The 17,990-nt window shown below is 48.7% G+C and carries 21 protein-coding genes and 1 tRNA gene; 14 read left to right on the top strand and 8 right to left on the bottom strand.

Annotated elements, in window-relative coordinates; genetic code table 11:
- The first annotated feature begins 238 nt into the window (after positions 1-238).
- From comA to QFX30_RS03120, 12 genes are all read left to right on the top strand, one after another.
- The gene (comA, locus tag QFX30_RS03175; protein WP_300488098.1) at positions 239-1,015 is read left to right on the top strand and encodes a phosphosulfolactate synthase; all 777 of its coding nucleotides are present in this window, start codon (positions 239-241) and stop codon (positions 1,013-1,015) included.
- On the top strand, positions 1,015-1,797 hold the full coding sequence (locus QFX30_RS03170) for an ATP-binding cassette domain-containing protein (RefSeq protein WP_300488094.1): 783 nt from the start codon (positions 1,015-1,017) through the stop codon (positions 1,795-1,797). The genes comA and QFX30_RS03170 overlap by 1 nt, the downstream gene beginning before the upstream one ends.
- Before the next feature lie 30 nt (positions 1,798-1,827).
- Positions 1,828-2,529 (top strand): GTP-binding protein, encoded by a 702-nt coding sequence (locus tag QFX30_RS03165; protein ID WP_300488092.1) that lies wholly within the window; start codon positions 1,828-1,830, stop codon positions 2,527-2,529.
- Between the two features lie 17 nt (positions 2,530-2,546).
- Entirely contained in the window at positions 2,547-3,224 is a 678-nt protein-coding gene (locus QFX30_RS03160; protein WP_300488089.1) for a (Fe-S)-binding protein, read from the top strand.
- A gap of 58 nt (positions 3,225-3,282) precedes the next feature.
- On the top strand, positions 3,283-4,137 hold the full coding sequence (locus QFX30_RS03155) for a coenzyme F420-0:L-glutamate ligase (protein ID WP_300488087.1): 855 nt from the start codon (positions 3,283-3,285) through the stop codon (positions 4,135-4,137).
- 111 nt (positions 4,138-4,248) lie between these two features.
- Positions 4,249-4,785 (top strand): transcription factor E, encoded by a 537-nt coding sequence (gene tfe, locus QFX30_RS03150; protein ID WP_300488084.1) that lies wholly within the window; start codon positions 4,249-4,251, stop codon positions 4,783-4,785.
- A gap of 32 nt (positions 4,786-4,817) precedes the next feature.
- Positions 4,818-5,303: a TIGR00295 family protein gene (locus tag QFX30_RS03145; RefSeq protein ID WP_300488083.1), complete on the top strand. Its 486-nt coding sequence runs from the start codon at positions 4,818-4,820 to the stop codon at positions 5,301-5,303.
- Between the two features lie 115 nt (positions 5,304-5,418).
- Positions 5,419-6,864, top strand: a complete 1,446-nt coding sequence (locus tag QFX30_RS03140) for a glutamate synthase-related protein (RefSeq protein ID WP_300488081.1) — start codon at positions 5,419-5,421, stop codon at positions 6,862-6,864.
- A gap of 39 nt (positions 6,865-6,903) precedes the next feature.
- A complete protein-coding gene (locus QFX30_RS03135; protein ID WP_300488078.1) occupies positions 6,904-7,821 on the top strand; it encodes a DUF5591 domain-containing protein in 918 nt (305 codons plus the stop codon).
- Between the two features lie 131 nt (positions 7,822-7,952).
- The gene (locus tag QFX30_RS03130) at positions 7,953-8,246 is read left to right on the top strand and encodes a metal-sulfur cluster assembly factor (protein WP_300488076.1); all 294 of its coding nucleotides are present in this window, start codon (positions 7,953-7,955) and stop codon (positions 8,244-8,246) included.
- Positions 8,247-8,256: 10 nt separating this feature from the next.
- Positions 8,257-8,829: an adenylate kinase gene (locus QFX30_RS03125; protein WP_300488073.1), complete on the top strand. Its 573-nt coding sequence runs from the start codon at positions 8,257-8,259 to the stop codon at positions 8,827-8,829.
- Between the two features lie 90 nt (positions 8,830-8,919).
- A tRNA-Ile gene (locus QFX30_RS03120) sits at positions 8,920-8,993 on the top strand.
- Positions 8,994-9,000: 7 nt separating this feature from the next.
- Here the strand turns inward: QFX30_RS03120 and trpD are convergent.
- Genes trpD through trpE form a run of 7 tightly spaced genes read right to left on the bottom strand, consistent with a single transcriptional unit; the run spans position 9,001 to position 15,630 of the window.
- A complete protein-coding gene (gene trpD, locus QFX30_RS03115) occupies positions 9,001-10,053 on the bottom strand; it encodes an anthranilate phosphoribosyltransferase (protein WP_300488070.1) in 1,053 nt (350 codons plus the stop codon).
- The gene (gene trpA, locus QFX30_RS03110) at positions 10,050-10,847 is read right to left on the bottom strand and encodes a tryptophan synthase subunit alpha (RefSeq protein WP_300488069.1); all 798 of its coding nucleotides are present in this window, start codon (positions 10,845-10,847) and stop codon (positions 10,050-10,052) included. Before trpA ends, trpD begins: the two co-directional genes overlap by 4 nt.
- 53 nt (positions 10,848-10,900) lie before the next feature.
- Positions 10,901-12,082: a tryptophan synthase subunit beta gene (trpB, locus tag QFX30_RS03105; protein ID WP_300488067.1), complete on the bottom strand. Its 1,182-nt coding sequence runs from the start codon at positions 12,080-12,082 to the stop codon at positions 10,901-10,903.
- A 10-nt stretch (positions 12,083-12,092) separates the two neighbouring features.
- Complete coding sequence (locus QFX30_RS03100; protein WP_300488064.1) at positions 12,093-12,773, bottom strand: phosphoribosylanthranilate isomerase; 681 nt, start codon at positions 12,771-12,773, stop codon at positions 12,093-12,095.
- A 27-nt stretch (positions 12,774-12,800) separates the two neighbouring features.
- Positions 12,801-13,625: an indole-3-glycerol-phosphate synthase gene (locus tag QFX30_RS03095; RefSeq protein WP_300488061.1), complete on the bottom strand. Its 825-nt coding sequence runs from the start codon at positions 13,623-13,625 to the stop codon at positions 12,801-12,803.
- Between the two features lie 4 nt (positions 13,626-13,629).
- Positions 13,630-14,211 carry an aminodeoxychorismate/anthranilate synthase component II gene (locus QFX30_RS03090; RefSeq protein WP_300488058.1) on the bottom strand — a complete coding sequence of 194 codons (582 nt, stop codon included), beginning with the start codon at positions 14,209-14,211 and terminating at the stop codon, positions 13,630-13,632.
- A gap of 6 nt (positions 14,212-14,217) precedes the next feature.
- Positions 14,218-15,630, bottom strand: a complete 1,413-nt coding sequence (trpE, locus tag QFX30_RS03085) for an anthranilate synthase component I (protein ID WP_300488055.1) — start codon at positions 15,628-15,630, stop codon at positions 14,218-14,220.
- Between the two features lie 97 nt (positions 15,631-15,727).
- On the opposite strand from trpE, the gene QFX30_RS03080 reads away from it, so the two are divergent.
- Entirely contained in the window at positions 15,728-16,231 is a 504-nt protein-coding gene (locus tag QFX30_RS03080) for an amino acid-binding protein (protein ID WP_300488052.1), read from the top strand.
- Positions 16,232-16,300: 69 nt separating this feature from the next.
- Here QFX30_RS03080 and QFX30_RS03075 read toward each other — a convergent pair whose 3' ends face one another.
- Positions 16,301-16,549 (bottom strand): HypC/HybG/HupF family hydrogenase formation chaperone, encoded by a 249-nt coding sequence (locus tag QFX30_RS03075; protein ID WP_013295068.1) that lies wholly within the window; start codon positions 16,547-16,549, stop codon positions 16,301-16,303.
- Positions 16,550-16,675: 126 nt separating this feature from the next.
- Between QFX30_RS03075 and QFX30_RS03070 the strand changes: the two genes are divergently transcribed.
- Positions 16,676-17,959: an NAD(P)/FAD-dependent oxidoreductase gene (locus QFX30_RS03070; RefSeq protein WP_300488049.1), complete on the top strand. Its 1,284-nt coding sequence runs from the start codon at positions 16,676-16,678 to the stop codon at positions 17,957-17,959.
- Positions 17,960-17,990: the final 31 nt, after the last annotated feature.

The raw sequence follows: 17,990 nt of genomic DNA, 5'->3' as shown, positions 1-17,990 counted from the left end.
AGAGGGATCAGATTGATATCCCATGAAACCTTAGTTATATTTAGATCCCAAATAGTAGAGGGATCAGATTGATATCCCATGAAACCTTAGTTATATTTAGATCCCAAATAGTAGAGGGATCAGATTGATATCCCATGAAACCTATTATAAGAAAAATTATTTATAAAGGTAGTAAACATATGAATTTAAATTAATATGCTGTTGGTGTTTATTCTGACTCAATCCAGAAGGTGATAAAATGAACGCCTTTGACTTTCTCACACCTCCAAGGCGTGGGAAACCCAGAAAAAATGGAATAACCATGGTCCTTGATAAGGGAATGGGCATTAAAACAGCCCATGACCTCATGGAGATTTCATCAGATTACGTTGATTTCATAAAGTTTGGATGGGGAACCCTCCCCCTCCACAGACGTGATGTCGTCATGGAAAAAATAGAGATGTACCGTTCATTCGATGTTGAGACCTATCCCGGGGGCACCCTATTTGAGATCGCCTACCTCAACGATAAAATTCAGGAATATTTTGATGAGGCAAGAAGCCTTGGTTTTGAAACACTGGAAATATCAAATGGAACCGTTGAGATTGAAACCGATGAAAAATGTGAACTTATAGAGAAGGCGGTCGACGAGGGGTTCCAGATCATATCAGAGGTTGGTAAAAAGGACCCTGTAAGGGACAGACTCCTCAGCCCCGAGGATCGTGTTGAACTTGTCAGGGCCGACCTCAAAGCTGGAGCCTGTATGGTGCTCATGGAGGCCCGGGAGAGCGGCCATAATATAGGTATATACGATGAGAATGGAAACGTAAAGGAGGAAGAATTCAACCACCTCCTCAATGAGCTCCCACAGGATAGGATAATATGGGAGGCCCCACAGAAAAACCAGCAGGTGTACTTCATACTGAAAATAGGACCAGAAGTTAACCTTGGAAACATACCCCCCGAAGAGATAACAGCCCTTGAAACCATAAGAAGAGGCTTGAGGGGAGATACTCTCGGAAAGGTGAATCTTTAATGATAGAGAAAATCACAGTAATCGGCGGTTATGACAAATACGGCGAGAAGGAACCGGTTGAGAAGGTTGAAATAAGAAAAGGTGAAATTTTTGGTGTGGTCGGCCCAACAGGAAGCGGTAAAAGCTCACTTATAGGTGATATTGAACAACTGGCCCAGAAGGACACCTTCTCCAAGAGAAAAATCCTGGTGAACGACAAAGAGCCAAGTTACGAGGACCGTACAAACCCTCGAAAGAAGATGGTGGCACAGCTATCCCAGAACATGAACTTCCTGGCGGATATGACAGTGGGGGAGTTTCTCAGCCTTCACGCCAAGTGCAGGGGTGCCAGTGAAAAATGTGTGGATCGCGTAATAGAACTTGCAAACACCCTCACCGGTGAACCCATCAAAAAGGAGCACGACCTCACAATACTGAGCGGGGGGCAGTCAAGGGCCCTCATGGTTGCAGATGTGGCCATAATAAGTGACTCTCCCATAGTGCTCATAGATGAAATCGAAAACGCCGGTATAAGGAAACACGATGCACTCAAGGTGCTGGCAGGACACGGTAAAATCGTCCTGGTTGTAACCCATGACCCTGTGCTTGCACTCATGACCGACAAGAGGATAGTGATGAAGCATGGTGGTATGCAGAAGATAGTTACAACAACCCCCCAGGAGAAGAAGATATCCCGTGAACTCAACAAGATAGATGAACTCATGCTCAGCCTCCGTGAGAAGGTGAGGAGGGGAGAGCTGGTTGAGAGCATAGATCTCACAGAGATAATAAAAGAAAGCTGAAAGCTGCACCAGTTACAGAAGGGAAAGGATATGAGAATGGTAATAGTTGCTGGAACGCCAGGATCCGGAAAAACAGCAGTCCTCATGCATACACTTAAGAGCCTCAAGGCGAGGGGATTCAATTCATCTGTGGTTAAAATAGACTGCCTATACACCGATGACGACAAGAAATTCGAAAAGATAGGGGTGCCCACACTTGTGGGCCTCTCAATGGATATGTGCCCGGACCACTACGCCATCTACAACATAGATGACATGATAAAATGGGCCGAGAAGAATGAATCAGACTTCCTTATCATCGAGACAGCAGGGTTGTGTCACAGGTGCGCCCCCTACACAAAGAACTGCCTGGGTGTCTGCGTTATAGACGCTACAAGCGGCCCCAACACCCCCCTCAAGGTTGGGCCCTTCCTTTCAACCGCAGATATTGCTGTGGTTACCAAGGGGGATATGATATCCCAGGCAGAGAGGGAAATATTCAGAGAGCGTATACTGGAGGTTAACCCATCGGCAAAGATAATAGAGGCAAATGGTCTCAGCGGACAGGGATGCATGGAACTTGCAGAGGAAATGATAGAGAGCAGAGAGGTTTCCCTTGAAAACGAGGAACTCCGTCACTCAGCACCCCTTGCAGTCTGCACCCTCTGTGTGGGTGAAACAAGGGTCAATAAGAAGCACCACAGGGGAATACTCAGAAGAATAGACGGCTTCCAGACCTATGAGGGAGAATGAAAAAGAGGGTCTTTCAGATGCCAGGAGACAGATCACTCAGAGAAAAGGTTACAGAACTTCTTCCCGGCTACAACTGCGGTATCTGCGGCTATGCAAGGTGCGATGAGTATGCCTCCGCACTCCTCAAGGGGCGGACAGAGATCGACAGATGCCACTTCATGTACCAGGAGCTTTTTACAGAAAACCTTCAGAAGCTCCAGGAGCTCCTCAAGGGGGAGGACCTTCTAGCCGAGGAGAAGAAGGTTGTGGGTGTCCTTGACGGTTACGAGGCAGATTTCATACTGAAGCCCCTCCCTCATGAGGGTTCATGCAGGGAGGTGCTCTTTCCATTTTCAAGGGCTGAACTTAAAAAAGGGGATATAATCCGTTACAGGCCCCTAGGGTGCCCCATAACCCACTTTGCAGAGATACTGGATGAGAACAACGGCCTTATAACGGTTCACATCGTGGGGCCATGTCACCGCCTTGGCAGAGAGGACTTTGAGTTCAGGGACATCGGGGTCTGCCTGGTGGGGGGCTTCGAGGGTATGATCGATGGGGAACTCCCCAACATCGGTGACACCGTGAGATTCCTCCCGGCCCACTGCATGATGCAGAAGGTCCACTCAGGGGTCGTGGTGCAGCTTGAAGGCAGGAGGGCCATCATAGAGGGTATAGACCTCAAGGTCTGGGCCCCGCCTGTGAAGGTCAGGTGAACCTGCCCATAAATTTCTGAATGGTCAATTGACAGGAGCATGCCTTTGAGGACAGAACATGCCCAGAGATAGATACACCACAGTACCTGTGAGGACGGACTACATAAAGCCTGGTGAGGGTTTATGGAAAATCGTGGAGATGGCAGGTGAACTGGTCATAGATGGGGATTTCCTTGTGGTCTCTGAAACCCCCATCTCGGTTGCCCAGGGAAACCTCATTGATGAATCAGAATTTGAAGCCTCCAGGACAGCCATCATTCTTGCAGACCTCTGGTCAAAGTACATCTGGGGCCATATTCTCGGACCCATTTTTGGAATAAAGGAAAGAACCCTGAGAAACCTCAGAAACCTCCCCCCCGAGGCAAGAAACCATAAGGAGGTTGTGCTCAGGTATTACGGCCTGAAACATGCCCTTAAACCGGCCTCAGAGGCTGGAATTGATTTGAGCAACGTCCCCGCCACATATGTTTCGCTTCTTCCTGAAAACCCGGAGGGTGCTGCAAAATCCATTGCAGAGGGGATTCTGAGTAAATTCGGTGTCGATGTCACCGTGGTTGTTATTGACACGGACGCAACCTACCGAATCCTTGGGAGGTATTTCACATCACTTCCCACAGCTGCACCGGGTATAATCTCAGATACCGGTTTCCTGGGTTACATTGCAGGAAGGTTTTCCAGAAAGAAATGGCCAACCCCCCTTGCCTCATCAAGGCCCGCTAACACGGAAGTGCTCCTTGAGGTGGCATCAGTCGCCGAGGAGTACCATGAAAGGCACAGTAGCAGAAAAACCGTTTATGATATGGCCAGTGAACTTGGATGTGAACCCGAAACAGTTACAGTTGAAATGCTTTCCTCACTGGATCATGTGCCGGCGGTTATTGTTAGACCCCCCACTGAAGTGAGGGACCCATGATTTTATAAAATTTTAAATAAGATTAGGCACATAAATTGAAGTGCACTCAAAAAATTTGATTGATTCAGCATACCCTGTATGCAGTTATTTCTTAAAGCTGGAGGATTTCAATTGATTGACAATCAGATGCTACAAGAGTTGATCCATGAGATTATCACTGAGGAGGAAGAGGAGGAGGCAGTGCCAGTTCTGGAATGCCTCATGAAGGGTAAGGTGACAGATGAGGAGATTTCAGAGAAAACCCAGCTTAAACTCAACATAGTCCGGAGGATACTCTACAAACTCTATGATGCGGGGGTTGCAAGCTACAAGAGAAGCAAGGACCCTGAAACACAGTGGTACACCTACACATGGAAATTTGAACCTGAAAAGGTTACAGAGATGATAAAGAGAAAGCACAGTGAAATAGTTAAAAAACTAAGGGAAGCACTGGACTTTGAGGAGAACAACATGTTCTTTGTATGTGTAAACGGTCACTACCGCTTCACCTTCGATGAGGCTGCTGAAGAGAATTTCACATGCCCTGAATGTGGCTCTAAAATGGAATTCATGGACAACTCTGAAATAATACAGCAGTTGAAGGATGAGCTGAGCCTCTACGAAAACAATGGTTTCGATAATGCACACACCCAGACTCTGAATTCATAAGAACAGCGAATTTTGATTAAAAGGGTGTTTTCTTGAGCATCCGTCTACTTAGAAGTGCTGGCTGTCCCGAATGGGTGGTGAAGCATTCACTGGCCGTTAGAAAAAAGGCTCTTGAACTGGCAGAAAACCTCCCTGTTAACATAGAACTTGTTGAAGAGGGTGCCCTTCTTCATGATATAGGCCGCTGCAGGACCAGTGGAGTTGATCATGCAGTTGAGGGGGCCCGTATCCTCAGAAAACTTGGTTACCCTGTGGAGGTCATCAGGATAGTTGAGAGGCATGTGGGCGCGGGGATACCTGATGACGAGGCTGATGCCCTGGGACTTCCGCCTGGAAACTACATGCCGGAGACCCTTGAAGAAAAGATCGTGGCCCATGCAGATAACCTCATAAATGGCTCAGATGAGGTTGGTATTGATTTTGTGATTAAAAAATGGTCTGATCGTCTTGGAAAGAATCATCCATCAATAGATCGTCTCAGACAACTTCATGAAGAACTCATGGAGATGTCACGATAGTAGGGACCTAGAGTAGCAAGCCACACATCCCCTCCGCACGTGTTTGCCAGACCATCACTATTAATTACATAAAGGCGTTATAACTTATTAAGAGCCAAGTGCAGCAGGGGTCGTTATGAAGGAACAGGACACGGAATGTTTATGCCCGGATTGCCCTAGTTATCCAGGACACGGAGAAGATGAGATACTATTCTGTGCCACCGGGAGCAGCAGATACGAGGTTAATGAAAGGGGATGTCTCTGCGCATCATGCCCTGTTTATCAGAAATATGGCCTCAGGGAACTCTATTTCTGTAACACAGAATCACTGAATGGTATCCGTATGAGGAGGAAAGATCGCTCCGAGAATCACAGGGACTACATGAACATAATCCATATCAAGGAAGCCGCAGGAACAGGTGAAGCGCCCCTGGAGTCAATGGGATCTCAAAAGAGGCTGCCTCTGGGACTCGATGACATACACTTTGTACCGGCACAGGTATCATCCATACCACTCAATGCAGAGGACCCTGTGAAAACAGGTGTTACCATAGGGAGGATGGCAGATAAACCCCTGAAACTGAGCTCCCCTGTAATGATAAGCGGTATGAGTTATGGTGCCGTATCAAAGAATACAAGGATGGCCATTGCATCCGCTGCAGCAAAACTGGGGATAGGCTTCAATTCAGGTGAGGGGGGTGTCCTTGAATATGAAATGGAGAAGGCTGGAGATTACCTCATAGTCCAGTATTCAACAGGTAGATTCGGTGTCACAGAGGATATACTTCAGAGGGCCGCCGCCATAGAGATAAGATTCGGTCAGGGGGCATACCCCGGTAAAGGAAGTTATCTGCCCCCTGAAAAAATCACAGATGATGTGGCAAGGGTTCGTGGGCTTAAAGAGGGTGAGGGCTCATATTCTCCTGCACATCACCCTGACATCAGAAACCCTGAGGAGCTCAGAGAGAAGGTATCATACCTTCGGGAACTCTCTGGAGGTTCTCCTGTTGGTGCCAAGATCGGATGTGGAAACGTTGAGGACGATGTGAAAGCCCTCCTTGATGCTGGTGTTGACTTCATAGGTCTCGATGGATTCGGAGGGGGTACAGGTGCTGTTAACCCACATATAAGGGACAGCACAGGTATACCAATCATTGCAGCCATACCCCGGGCCGCCAAGGTTATTGTCAACGAGGGCCTTGAGGGTAGAGTATCCCTGATTGCAGGGGGAGGCCTCAGGACAGGGGCTGATATGGCCAAATGCCTTGCCCTGGGGGCAGATGCAGTTTACATAGGTACTGCTGCCCTCATTGCCATGAACTGCCAGCAGCACAGGCTATGCCACACTGGCATGTGTCCAACTGGTATAACCACCCATGACCCTGCCCTTGTGAAGCACCTGGACACCAAGAAGGCTGCTGAGCGACTTGAAAACTATATAAGGGTCTCAACAGCCGAGATAGCTGATTTTGCAAGGATAACCGGAAAGGATGATATTAAAAAACTGAATCACGAGGACCTTATAGCCCTTAAAAAGGATGTGGCAGAACTCACAGGTCTGAGATGGTTGAATGGTCTTTAACCCACAGTAAGGAGTCATGATAAAATCATAACTGATAGGATGAAGATTATATGTTCAATTGAAGAATCACTCCACCGCCCCGAGGCTGTGAGGTGGCGCGAGAGAATGAAACTGATGAAGCCCCTCGGGGAGGTTGTTGTGGTGCTACCATGCAGCATGAAGAAGCCCTACTCCACCTCAAGGTCCCACAGGAAATTCATGAGGGTCACCAGGGGATTCCAGGAACTCATACTCACATCACCCTTCGGCATATGCCCCCGGGAGATGGAGAATACACATCCAATATCATCATATGATGTTTCAACCACAGGGGAATGGTCCCATGAGGAGATAAAACTTTCAGGAGAACTCCTAAGAGACTACGTGGGTGACCTTGATGTTATAGCCCATGTTGATGGGGGGTACCTTGAGGTCTGCGAGGAGTACCTTGACGCCTTCACCCCCACAGCCACCACCTCAAGGCCCACCTCTCCAGAGGCCATTCACAAACTTGGAAGAGAACTTAAAGGCTATGAAAAGATAGGGGCGCGGGAAAGGATGCTCCATATGCTGCGCTCGGTGGCGGTATACCAGTTCGGGGAGGGTGCAGATGTTATCATCCCCGATGACTGCAGGGTGAGGGGGAGATACCATAGGCGGATCCTCACGCAGGATGGTTCAGAGATAGGCACCTTGATGATGGACCGGGGGCTCATCTCACCATCCCTTGAGGGTGCGGCATCCATTTACAGCCTCGGCGTGAAATGGGTTGAGATAGATTTCAGCCTGGAGAGCAACACGCTATTTGCACCCGGTGTTGTGGACGCCGACAGGAAAATAATACCTGGCGATGAGGTTGTAATAGTCCATAAGGGGGATGTTGTGGGTGTTGGGAGGGCTGTCCTATGTGGGGAGGAGATGGTGAAGGCAGAGCGTGGTGTTGCTGTCAGGTTAAGGCGCAGAAAAAGTTTTAAATAGCCTTTATTTAATGATTTGATGGCTTGGAATTCTTTTTCCGGGTGGCTGATAATGGACATGTTTAAATAGGGTTAACTTAAAAATAGAGAATGATCACAGTGATTATCAAAATACCAGCTGAGGTAATAATAATGTCAGAAGAACTCTTGGAAAAGGTTAAGGAAGCTCTCAAAAAGGTTGCAGACCCACACATGGGTATAAGTATAGTGGAGATGGGTCTTGTTGAGAACATCGAAATCGAGGATAAGGGTGAAACCATTGCAAAGATAACGATCCGGCCCACAAACCCCGGCTGCATGAGCGCCGCCAGGATGGCCATGGATGCAAGAACTGTTGCAGAGGAGGTTGAGGGCATCGACCGGGCCGAGATAACCGTGGAAGGCCATATGATGGCAGATGCCATAAGTGAAATGGTAAATAAATGATATCAGTCTCATGCCGGGTTTCCCTGAAACCATTGCCATTGTGGGCGTGCCTGGTGTAGGAAAAACCACCATATGCAGGATTCTCTCTGAAAAACTGGATCATAACTTCATCAATTATGGAGAACTGATGCTTGAAGTTGCAGGGGAGAGAGGTCTTGCAGGTACAATGGAGGAACTTTTCAGCCTCCCCATGGATCAGCAGTACATCATCTGGCGTGAAGCCGCCCACAGAGTATCTGAAATGAAGTGGGTGCTCCTGGATCTCCACGGACTTGACAGGTCACCCATCGGTTACCTTCTTTCACTTCCAGTGGAGTTCATAACCCCTGATCTTATCATAATCCTTGAATCAGACCCCCTGGATATAATTAAAAGGAGGAGTGCGGACTCCAAAAGGAGAATACATGATACTCCCTCAAGTCTTATGGAGCACATGGAGTTACTTCGAACAGCAATGTTCGTATGCGCAACCCTCATGGGATCCATCGTCAGTGTGGTTGAAAACAGGACCCCTGAAGTGGCCGCCTCTGAAATCACTGAGATCATCAAGGCAGCGGAGGACGTAGAGATTTTAAGGGGTTGATGCTGGAAACCCTGAATTCCCAGACAGAAAAGCATATATATGAGGAATTCCAAAAGTTGGAATCACCCCACTGATTCTTAAATACTTCATGGGCCCGTGGCTCAGGTGGTTAGAGCGCACGGCTGATAACCGTGAGGCCCTGGGTTCGAATCCCAGCGGGCCCATTCACATTTACAGGTTATGAGTGAAGGATGCAAAGTCTTCCAGTAAACGGAGTGCAGCTCCAGATTCAACTGTTTCTCTTGCAGCTTCTGTTCCACCTTCAAGTGTATCCTCCATTTCTGCAAGGTATATAAGTGCCCCTGCATTTGCAAGGGCGATATCCAGGCGCGATTTCCTCTCAGGAGTATCATGCAGTCCCGCGAGGACATCCAGGAACATTCTGAGGTTTTCATCAACAGTTGATGCCGCCTTCAGGTGCTGTAGCTGCCCCACATCAACACCGAAATCCGATGGCATGAGCCTCTCGATTCCTATCTCATCGTCCTCAAGGAAACACACAAGGGTTGGGCCCACCGTGGATATCTCATCCATCGCAGGGTTCATGTTACCATCAAAGCCATGGACAACCATCGCCCTTTTCACACCAAGGTTTCTGAGGACCTCTGCAACTGGACCCACAAGATGGGGGTCGAAAACCCCCAGGAGCTGTACCTCTGCTGATGCAGGGGATGTTAGGGGTCCCAGTATGTTGAATACCGTCTTAAAGCCAAGTTCCCTCCTTACGGGTGCCACCCTGGCGGTTGCCCTGTGAAAGAGTGGTGCAAACATGAAGGCTATTCCCAGGGTTTCAAGGGACCTTCGTGCAGCTTCAGGTCCCAGCTCTATGTTGACACCCGCGGCCTCAAGTATATCTGCACCGCCACATGAACCTGTAACCGCCCTGTTACCATGTTTTGCCACCTTAACACCGGCTGCGGCGGCTATTATTGCCGCTGCGGTGCTCACATTGTAGGATTTGAACCTGTCACCCCCTGTTCCACATGCATCAACGACCCTCATGGATTCAGGAGTTTTAACCTTTACCGCCCTCTCCCTCATTGCCCTTGCAAAGCCCGTGATCTCCTCCACGGTCTCCCCCTTCATTGCAAGGGCTGTGAGTAATGCGGCAATCTGCACATCCCCCATTTCACCATCCATTATCATCTCCATTAAATCGTGGGCCTCATCCTCAGTCAGGTTCCTGAAGTCCATTATATCATTCATTATCCCCTCAAACCTCATCTGGACCCCCCTGCAGCGTTCTTCATTTTTCTGACCATTTCGTATATCTCCCGAAGCATCCTCTCCCTGTCATCAAGATTTTTGGATATCAGATCTATGATTGCGCTTCCAACTATAACACCATCAGCACCTGCGTCAGCAAGCATCCTCACATGTTCTGGCTGTGAAACACCAAAGCCAACCATCACAGGAAGGCTTCCTGCCCCCTTAACCCTCTCTATGAGTTCAAGTGTGCTCTCCTCAACCCTGGACCTTACACCGGTGACACCCATAACCGATACAAGGTAGTGGAACCCTGAGGAAACCTCTGAGATCATTTTGAGGCGCTGATTGTCTGTTGTGGGTGCAACTATGAAGATCTGATCAATACCATACTTTTCAGCCGCACTGAGGGCCTCGGCGGCCTCCTCCGGGGGAAGATCAGCCGCGAGGATGCCTGTAACACCTGACCCAGCGGCCCTCCTGTAGAATTCATCAACACCCATGCGGTATATCAGGTTGTAGTATACAAGAAGGCCCACCGGTACTGAGGTGAATTCTCTTATCCTCTCTATCAGCCTGAAGCAGTCATCGGTGGTCATCCCGGAATTTAAAGCCCTCAGATCAGCCTCCTGTACACTTGTGCCGTCTGCTATGGGATCAGAGAATGGGAAGCCTATTTCAAGGGCATCTGCACCGGCATCCACAAGTGTCCTTATGATTTCAATTGAGGTCTCCATGTCAGGGTCCCCTGCAACCACGAAGGGGACAAAGGCACATCCCTCAACCCTGCTGAACATTTCAGCGTAATTCATATAACTCCCCACTCCAGTACTATGTATATCTTTCTGAGTTACTCCAGCGTAATTCATACGTCCACCCCCAGAAGGCCTGCTGCAAGGAACATGTCCTTGTCTCCCCTTCCTGAAAGGTTAACTATAACAGTTTTTCCCCTGTTTTCAGGTTTTGAGGCGTATTTTTCAAGACATGCTATGGCATGGGCGCTTTCAAGCGCCGGCATTATACCCTCACATCTTGAGAGGAGTTTGAAGCCCCTGAGGGCCTCGGCGTCGGTTATGGGCTCATACCTTGCCCTTCCAGTCTCCATGAGGTATGCATGCTCCGGGCCAACCCCCGGATAGTCGAGGCCCGCAGAAACCGAGTGGGCCTCATTTATCTGTCCATCATCATCCTGGAGTACATATGAAAGTGAACCATGCAGTACACCCTCTGAACCGGCAGATAGGGTTGCCCCATGGTTTCCTGACTCTATACCTTCACCCCCTCCCTCTGCACCTATCAGTTCAACATCATCATCATCAAGGAAGGCCGAGAATATGCCTATGGCATTGCTACCTCCGCCAACGCAGGCTATTATGGTATCAGGGAGTTCACCCTCAATTTCAAGTATCTGTTCCCTGGCCTCCCTGCCTATGACGCTCTGGAAGTGCTTCACCATTGTGGGGTAGGGGTGGGGGCCCATGGTGGATCCTATCAGATAGTGGGTGTCCTCCACGCTGCTTATCCAGTCCCTCATGGCCTGGTTTATGGCGTCCTTAAGTGTCCTCGAACCTGAATCAACAGGTATGACCCTGGCACCTGAGATCTCCATCCTGAAGACGTTGAGTTTCTGTCTCTCAACATCCTCGGTTCCCATGTAGACATCAACTTCCATCCCGAAGAGGGCGCCTGCTGCTGCAGTTGCTATTCCATGCTGCCCTGCACCTGTCTCTGCTATCAGCCTCCTCTTACCCATATACCTCGCGAGGAGTGCCTGTCCTATTGTATTGTTTATTTTATGGGCCCCTGTATGCAGCATATCCTCCCTCTTGAGGTAGACATTGCATCCAAGTTTCTCTGAGAGGTTCCTGGCGTGGTATAGACCTGTTGGTCTTCCTGCGTACTCCCTCAGGTAGTGGTCCAGGTCCTCATTGAACCTCCTATCCTTACTGTAGTGGAGGAATGCCGCCTCAAGCTCCTCAAGTGCAGGTATGAGGAGTTCTGGCACGAATATTCCTCCATATTTACCGAATTTACCATCCATTATCATGATAAAACACCTATAATTTTTCAATTGCCCCTTTTCTGGAGGGGAGTCCCTCAATGTAGTCCATGAGTTCAGCCATCATCTCATGGTCCTTTACACCCGGCTCAGCCTCAATTCCTGAGTTGAAGTCCAGGCAGTCGAATTTCGATACATATTCCATGTTTTTCCTGACAAATTCCAGTGTAAGGCCCCCTGCAAGTGTAACCCTCAGGGAGGGATCCATTCCCCTTACAAGGGCCAGTAACTCAAGGCCATCTGAGGGGGGTATTATCTTCCCTGTGCCCCCTGTTTTTCCACCTGCAGCCGAGTCAAGGATCAGGCCGGATACTCCCTGAAATTCATGTCCGCAGATGTAGGAAGAAAGTGGGGGGATGGCGAGGGTCAGCTCCAGACTGTATCCCTCCTCATGGAGGGACTCATGGATTCTTCCAGCTGTTTCAGGACTTACAGAGTGAAGCTGTATCCTTTCTATACCTGTTTCATCTACGGCCTCCCTTATCCTACTGGTTTCTGATGTCTCAAGGACAATAACAGCCTTTTCATCCGGTATGATGGAGGAGAGTTCCGCCACATCCCCCAGTTCAAGGTGCCTTGGCGACCTTCGTGCATGTATGAATCCCAGTAAATCGGCCCCAAGTGAATCTGCGAGGACAACGTCCTCCTCCCTGGTGAGCCCACAGATCTTGATCTTCATCTGACTCATTCCTTCCCCATAGGTTGCTCATGCGAACTGTTCAAAGAATTCGTCCCCTGAGTACCTCTTTCTGCCGGGTCTACAGGATTTAACGGCTGCTATTATCTCATCAAGGAGTTCCCGTGGATCACTGGCCAGCATGAGGGAGGTGCCTATGAGGAGCGCGTCTGCCCCGCAGCCTGCAAGTATCTCAGCATCCTCAGGCCCCCTGACCCCGCTTTCTGATACCAGGAGCAGCTCATCGGGTACGAGGGGGGCCAGGGCCCTTGTGCGCCCAAGGTTAACCTCGAGTGTTTCCAGGTTTCTGTTGTTAACTCCTATGATCTCTGCCCCGGCCTCTATGGCCCTGTATATGTCGATTGCACTGTGACACTCCACCAGGGGCTCCATTGAAAGTTCCCTACAGGTTTCAATTCCTGATTCAAGGTCAGGAAAAACCCCGGTTATTAGGAGAACCGATGATGCCCCTGATGCCCTTGCCTGGTATATCTGGTACTCGTCCACCACGAAGTCCTTCATGAGGAGGGGTATACCATATTCTGAAGCCTCCCTGAGGAACTCTATGGATCCATGGAAGTACCTGTTCTCTGTGATAACAGAAACAGCGTCTGCGCCCTCCCTGTACACTTCCATCATCTCATGGAGGCCCCTCCCATAGGTTCTTCCTGAGGAAGGGGATGCCCTTTTATATTCACATATGAGCGATACACGGTTTCCTGTTAGTGCATCAGTGAAACTCAATGGTTCGTCCAGGAATGTGAGGTCATCCCTGAGCTCTTCAAGGGGCTTTTTTCTGGATAAATCTCTGATCTCAAGTTTTTTTGACCTTATTATCTCCTGGAGTATGGACATCTGATCACATCCTGAGGAAATTTTCAAGTATGTCCCTCCCATGGGGGGTTCCCGCTGATTCCGGGTGGAACTGTAAGCCGTAGACTGGGTACCTCCGGTGTCTTATGGCCATTATGGTGCCGTCAGGTGCAGATGCAGATACCAGGATGTCCTCAGGCACCCCATTACATTCACATCTCAGTGAATGGTACCTTGTGGCCCTGAAGGGATTTGGAACTCCCCTGAAGAGTTCTGATCCGTCATGGAAGACCTCACTGATCTTTCCATGAACAGGTTCCCCGTAACCAACAACACCACCAAAGTAATGGAATATCCCTTGGTGTCCAAGGCAGACCCCCAGTATGGGCCTATCAGTGAATTCACCTATCACCTCACTGCATATACCAAAATCTTCCCTCTTAAGGGGGTTGCCTGGACCCGGGGAGATTATTATCTTTTCAGGGTCAAGGTCTCTAACGTCATCAATGTTCACCTCATCGTTTCTCACAACCATTATATCTGCTGGATCCATTTCCATGAGGATCTCCCCTGCCATCTGGTAGAGGTTGTGGGTGAATGAGTCATAGTTATCTATTATCAGGATCAACTTTCTTCACCTGCCATCTCCATTGTAGGGCAGCTGAGCACCCATAAGGTGCTCAGTGTTAGCTGCCATTTCCATTGATTTTAGAAGGGCTCTCGCCTTATTCTGGCACTCCAGATATTCCATCTCCGGGATGGAGTCATGAACTATCCCTGCTCCTGCCTGGATTCTACCTGTTTTTCCCTGGCATACCATTGACCTTATGGTTATTGCGAAGTCCGCGTTTCCATTGAGTGAGAGGTAGCCGAGTGCACCTGCATAGGCATTTCTTGGAAAACCTTCAAGGGACTCTATTATCTCCATTGCCCTTATCTTTGGTGCTCCGCTCACGGTGCCTGCAGGAAAAACAGCCCCCAGTGCATCAATCGCGTCAATTCCATCCCTCAATTTACCGGTTACATGGGAGAGTATGTGCTGCACATGGGAGAACTTCTTTATGGTCATGTATTCAGGCACCTCCACCGAGCCGAACTCTGAGACCCGCCCTATATCGTTCCGGGCCAGGTCAACCAGCATGAGGTGCTCTGCAAGTTCCTTCTCATCAGATAAAAGATCAGAGGCTATCATCCTGTCCTCCTCTTCTGTCCTTCCTCTGGGACGTGTTCCCGCAATAGGGAAGGTTTCAACCCTTCTATCCTCAACTCTGACAAGCATCTCGGGGCTTGAGCCGATTATCTCCTGTTCACCCAGTTTAAGGTAGTACATGTATGGGGAGGGGTTGATCCTCCTGAGGGATTCATAGAATGAGAGCCTGTCTCCACTCAGCCTGTAATCTGTGGCATTGGAGAGCACTGCCTGAAATATTTCACCCTCCCTTATCCTCTCCTTGGCCTCAAGGACCATGTCCATGTACCTCCTTTTTGAGAGGAGTGTTCGTTTCCTCCTGTATCCAAGGGTCCCTGTGGGGACCTCCTCTCCAAGGAGGGGAGCTATATCAGGTAGTCTGTTGTCGTGACGGCTGATGTAGCTGCATTCCCCTGTCAGGTGGTTGAACATGATACCATCAAGGAAGAGTCCAAATTCAAAGTCAGGAAAATCACCTTCACTGAGGTGGATGGTGTCAAAGAATCTTGCGGCCTGATAGGATATGTAACCCACGAGACCCCCGCAGAATCCTCCAGAATTTTTTTCCATCTTCAGAAATCCCCTGAGGTCCTCAAATGGGTTTTTAGAATCAAACTCCTCCCTGGACTCACCATCATCAACCTCAATGACCCCTTCACGGGCCCTTATTATCATCTCAGGTTCAAATCCAATGAATGAGTACCTTGCAAGTCCAGTGTCACTTTCCATGGACTCCAGAAGGAATGAAGACTCATATTCAGAATAGATACTTTTGAATACTTCAAAGGGTTCTCTGAATTCCAGTTTTTCTTTTATGGGTTTTTCCAGGTTTATAATGCCAAAAACATTCACTCCCATGCATTCATATCACCTTAATTAATCCACAAAGTACTTATACATGAAAGTACTATTTAAATCTTGCCTGTATAATAATGTACATTGATGTGGTGTTGTTATGTGGAATCAGATAAAGCACAGATTCGAAAGATACCCGTCGAGAATGGATGTTGCAAGGAAGATCATAGAGCTGGGACTCAGAATAGACCCTGATGGAAAGGTCTACTGTGATGACGTTGAAATAAATGACGTTGCCCTTGCAAGGGCCATAGGTGTTGACAGGAGAACAGTAAGGGCAACAGCAGAAACCATCCTGGAGGATGAAAAACTCAGGGGGATATTCCAGAACCTCAGACCCGCAGGGGCACTCCTGAGGGACGCTGCAGCCGAACTTGACTTTGGTGTTGTGGAGATAGAGGCAGAAGCCCGTAACCCCGGGATACTTGCCGCTGCTGCAGAGCTGATATCCAATAGCGGTATAAGCATAAGGCAAGCCCATGCAGGGGACCCTGAACTGGATGAAAATCCGAAACTAACCATAATAACAGAAAAACCTATCCCCGGCAGTCTACTCAGGGAATTCCTGAAAATAGATGGTGTTAAAAGGGTGTCGATATACTGAAGGACTTCAGTACACCAAAGCAGCAAAGAATAAACCAGAACCTTTAAAATTAAATGGAATCCTGGAAATTCAAATTTCCAGGTTATCCTCCTCTTCAAGGGCCTTCAGAAGTTCATCCCAGGCCTCCAGGGACTCCCTGGCCGCCTCGTCAGACATGACCTCAATGGCGTAGCCTGAGTGAACAAGCACATACTTGCCCTCCTCAACGTCATCCACAAGATCAAGTTTCACCTGTTGCCTCACACCACCAAAGTCGACGGTGGCAACATTATCCTCACTGTCAATTTCAATAATCTGAGCAGGTGCTGCAATACACATTCAATAACCCTCTCCAAATTAATAGGATTAAAGTCAAAAAATTACACTGTCAGTAATTAGATAAAGATTTGTGACATATAAAGATTTGTGGGAAATAATCATTCAGAATTAATACAGGTGCGTCCTATGAAGTGTGTTGTGATAGGGGGAGGTCCCGCAGGAAGGGCCGCGGCCATGGAACTTGCAGCCCTTGAAAACGACGTTACAATCCTTGAAAGGAAATTCATCGGGGGAACATGCCTGAATGAGGGATGTATGGTTGTGTGTGGTCTGAACGACGTTGCAAGATTCCTGGATGAAGCCTGCAGGCTCAGGGATCTCGGTGTCGTTGACCTTGAATACTCTGCAGACTACAGTAGAATAGCAGCTGGTGTTAGGGAAACACTCAGCAGGATAAGGCATGTTACAGAAAGGGAGACACTTGATGCTGGTGTTGAGATAATATACGCCGACGCAGAGGTCTCAGAAGGTAGGGTAATCGCAGGGGATGATGAATTCCCCTATGACAGGCTCATAATAGCAACAGGGGCCAGGCCCAGCATCCCACCCATTGAAGGCGCTGAAAAAGCCATAACCTACAGGGATGTGCTGGATCTTGAGAGGATCCCGGAAAAACTCGTGATAATAGGTGGGGGTGTAATTGCAGCTGAATTTGCAGGCATATTCTCCTCCCTTGGATCAGATGTGACCGTGGTATCAAGAAGCGAGTTCCTTGGCAAACTTGACCCCCTCATCAGGGATTACGTTATGAGGAAACTTCTGAAAGACGTCAGAATCCTTGAGAATACATCCACCACCTCAATAGATGAGGATGGTACCGAAACATCAGCCGGCCGCATTGAGGGCCTCACCCTCCTTGCAACAGGTCAGAGGCCAAACTCAGAGTTCCTTGATGGGTTCGTTGAGCTCAGAGAAAACGGTGCAGTTAAGGTTAATGAACGTATGGAGACCTCAAGAAAACACGTATACGCGGCAGGCGACGTTACAGGTGGCCACGGAACAACACCCGTTGCAAGGATGGAGGGTGTGGTGGCAGGGCTCAATGCAGCGGGTGTTGAGAGGCGAATTGACTACCGCTACCTTCCCTACGCAATATCACTGGGGTACGATGTTGGCTTCATCGAAACCGGGGATTCTGAGGGTAGGGAGGCTGTTATACCGGGTCTTGCAGGTCCAGGTTCATTTTGGAGTGTTTCTGAGGGGAAAACAGGGTTAAATAAGGTTAGAATCCAGGATGATGGCACTGCAACTGCAGTGTACTCTGTTGCACCGGGTGCCAGGTTGATAATGCCCTATCTTTCACTGCTCATGCGAATGGGTGTTTCAATGTATGAATTTGAGGAATTCGTGGAGACACACCCCTCAACGGATGGTGTATACAAGCTCATGAGGTTCCTCTCAAGGTACTGACTTAACCGCCTCCTCAGATAAGATACCAATA

Origin of the sequence: Methanothermobacter sp., from assembly GCF_030055435.1 — an archaeon.
Taxonomy (GTDB): Archaea; Methanobacteriota; Methanobacteria; order Methanobacteriales; family Methanothermobacteraceae; genus Methanothermobacter.
Note: the sequence above shows the minus strand (reverse complement) of the source record. Positions and strands in the feature narration are given on the sequence as shown.

Coding starts and splice junctions, on each gene's coding strand:
- comA (WP_300488098.1), top strand. CDS start 239: ATGAACGCCTTTGACTTTCTCACACCTCCAAGGCGTGGGAAACCCAGA.
- QFX30_RS03170 (WP_300488094.1), top strand. CDS start 1,015: ATGATAGAGAAAATCACAGTAATCGGCGGTTATGACAAATACGGCGAG.
- QFX30_RS03165 (WP_300488092.1), top strand. CDS start 1,828: ATGAGAATGGTAATAGTTGCTGGAACGCCAGGATCCGGAAAAACAGCA.
- QFX30_RS03160 (WP_300488089.1), top strand. CDS start 2,547: ATGCCAGGAGACAGATCACTCAGAGAAAAGGTTACAGAACTTCTTCCC.
- QFX30_RS03155 (WP_300488087.1), top strand. CDS start 3,283: ATGCCCAGAGATAGATACACCACAGTACCTGTGAGGACGGACTACATA.
- QFX30_RS03140 (WP_300488081.1), top strand. CDS start 5,419: ATGAAGGAACAGGACACGGAATGTTTATGCCCGGATTGCCCTAGTTAT.
- QFX30_RS03135 (WP_300488078.1), top strand. CDS start 6,904: ATGAAGATTATATGTTCAATTGAAGAATCACTCCACCGCCCCGAGGCT.
- QFX30_RS03130 (WP_300488076.1), top strand. CDS start 7,953: ATGTCAGAAGAACTCTTGGAAAAGGTTAAGGAAGCTCTCAAAAAGGTT.
- QFX30_RS03125 (WP_300488073.1), top strand. CDS start 8,257: ATGCCGGGTTTCCCTGAAACCATTGCCATTGTGGGCGTGCCTGGTGTA.
- trpD (WP_300488070.1), bottom strand. CDS start 10,053: ATGAGGTTTGAGGGGATAATGAATGATATAATGGACTTCAGGAACCTG.
- trpA (WP_300488069.1), bottom strand. CDS start 10,847: ATGAATTACGCTGAAATGTTCAGCAGGGTTGAGGGATGTGCCTTTGTC.
- trpB (WP_300488067.1), bottom strand. CDS start 12,082: ATGATAATGGATGGTAAATTCGGTAAATATGGAGGAATATTCGTGCCA.
- QFX30_RS03100 (WP_300488064.1), bottom strand. CDS start 12,773: ATGAAGATCAAGATCTGTGGGCTCACCAGGGAGGAGGACGTTGTCCTC.
- QFX30_RS03095 (WP_300488061.1), bottom strand. CDS start 13,625: ATGTCCATACTCCAGGAGATAATAAGGTCAAAAAAACTTGAGATCAGA.
- trpE (WP_300488055.1), bottom strand. CDS start 15,630: ATGGGAGTGAATGTTTTTGGCATTATAAACCTGGAAAAACCCATAAAA.
- QFX30_RS03080 (WP_300488052.1), top strand. CDS start 15,728: ATGTGGAATCAGATAAAGCACAGATTCGAAAGATACCCGTCGAGAATG.
- QFX30_RS03075 (WP_013295068.1), bottom strand. CDS start 16,549: ATGTGTATTGCAGCACCTGCTCAGATTATTGAAATTGACAGTGAGGAT.
- QFX30_RS03070 (WP_300488049.1), top strand. CDS start 16,676: ATGAAGTGTGTTGTGATAGGGGGAGGTCCCGCAGGAAGGGCCGCGGCC.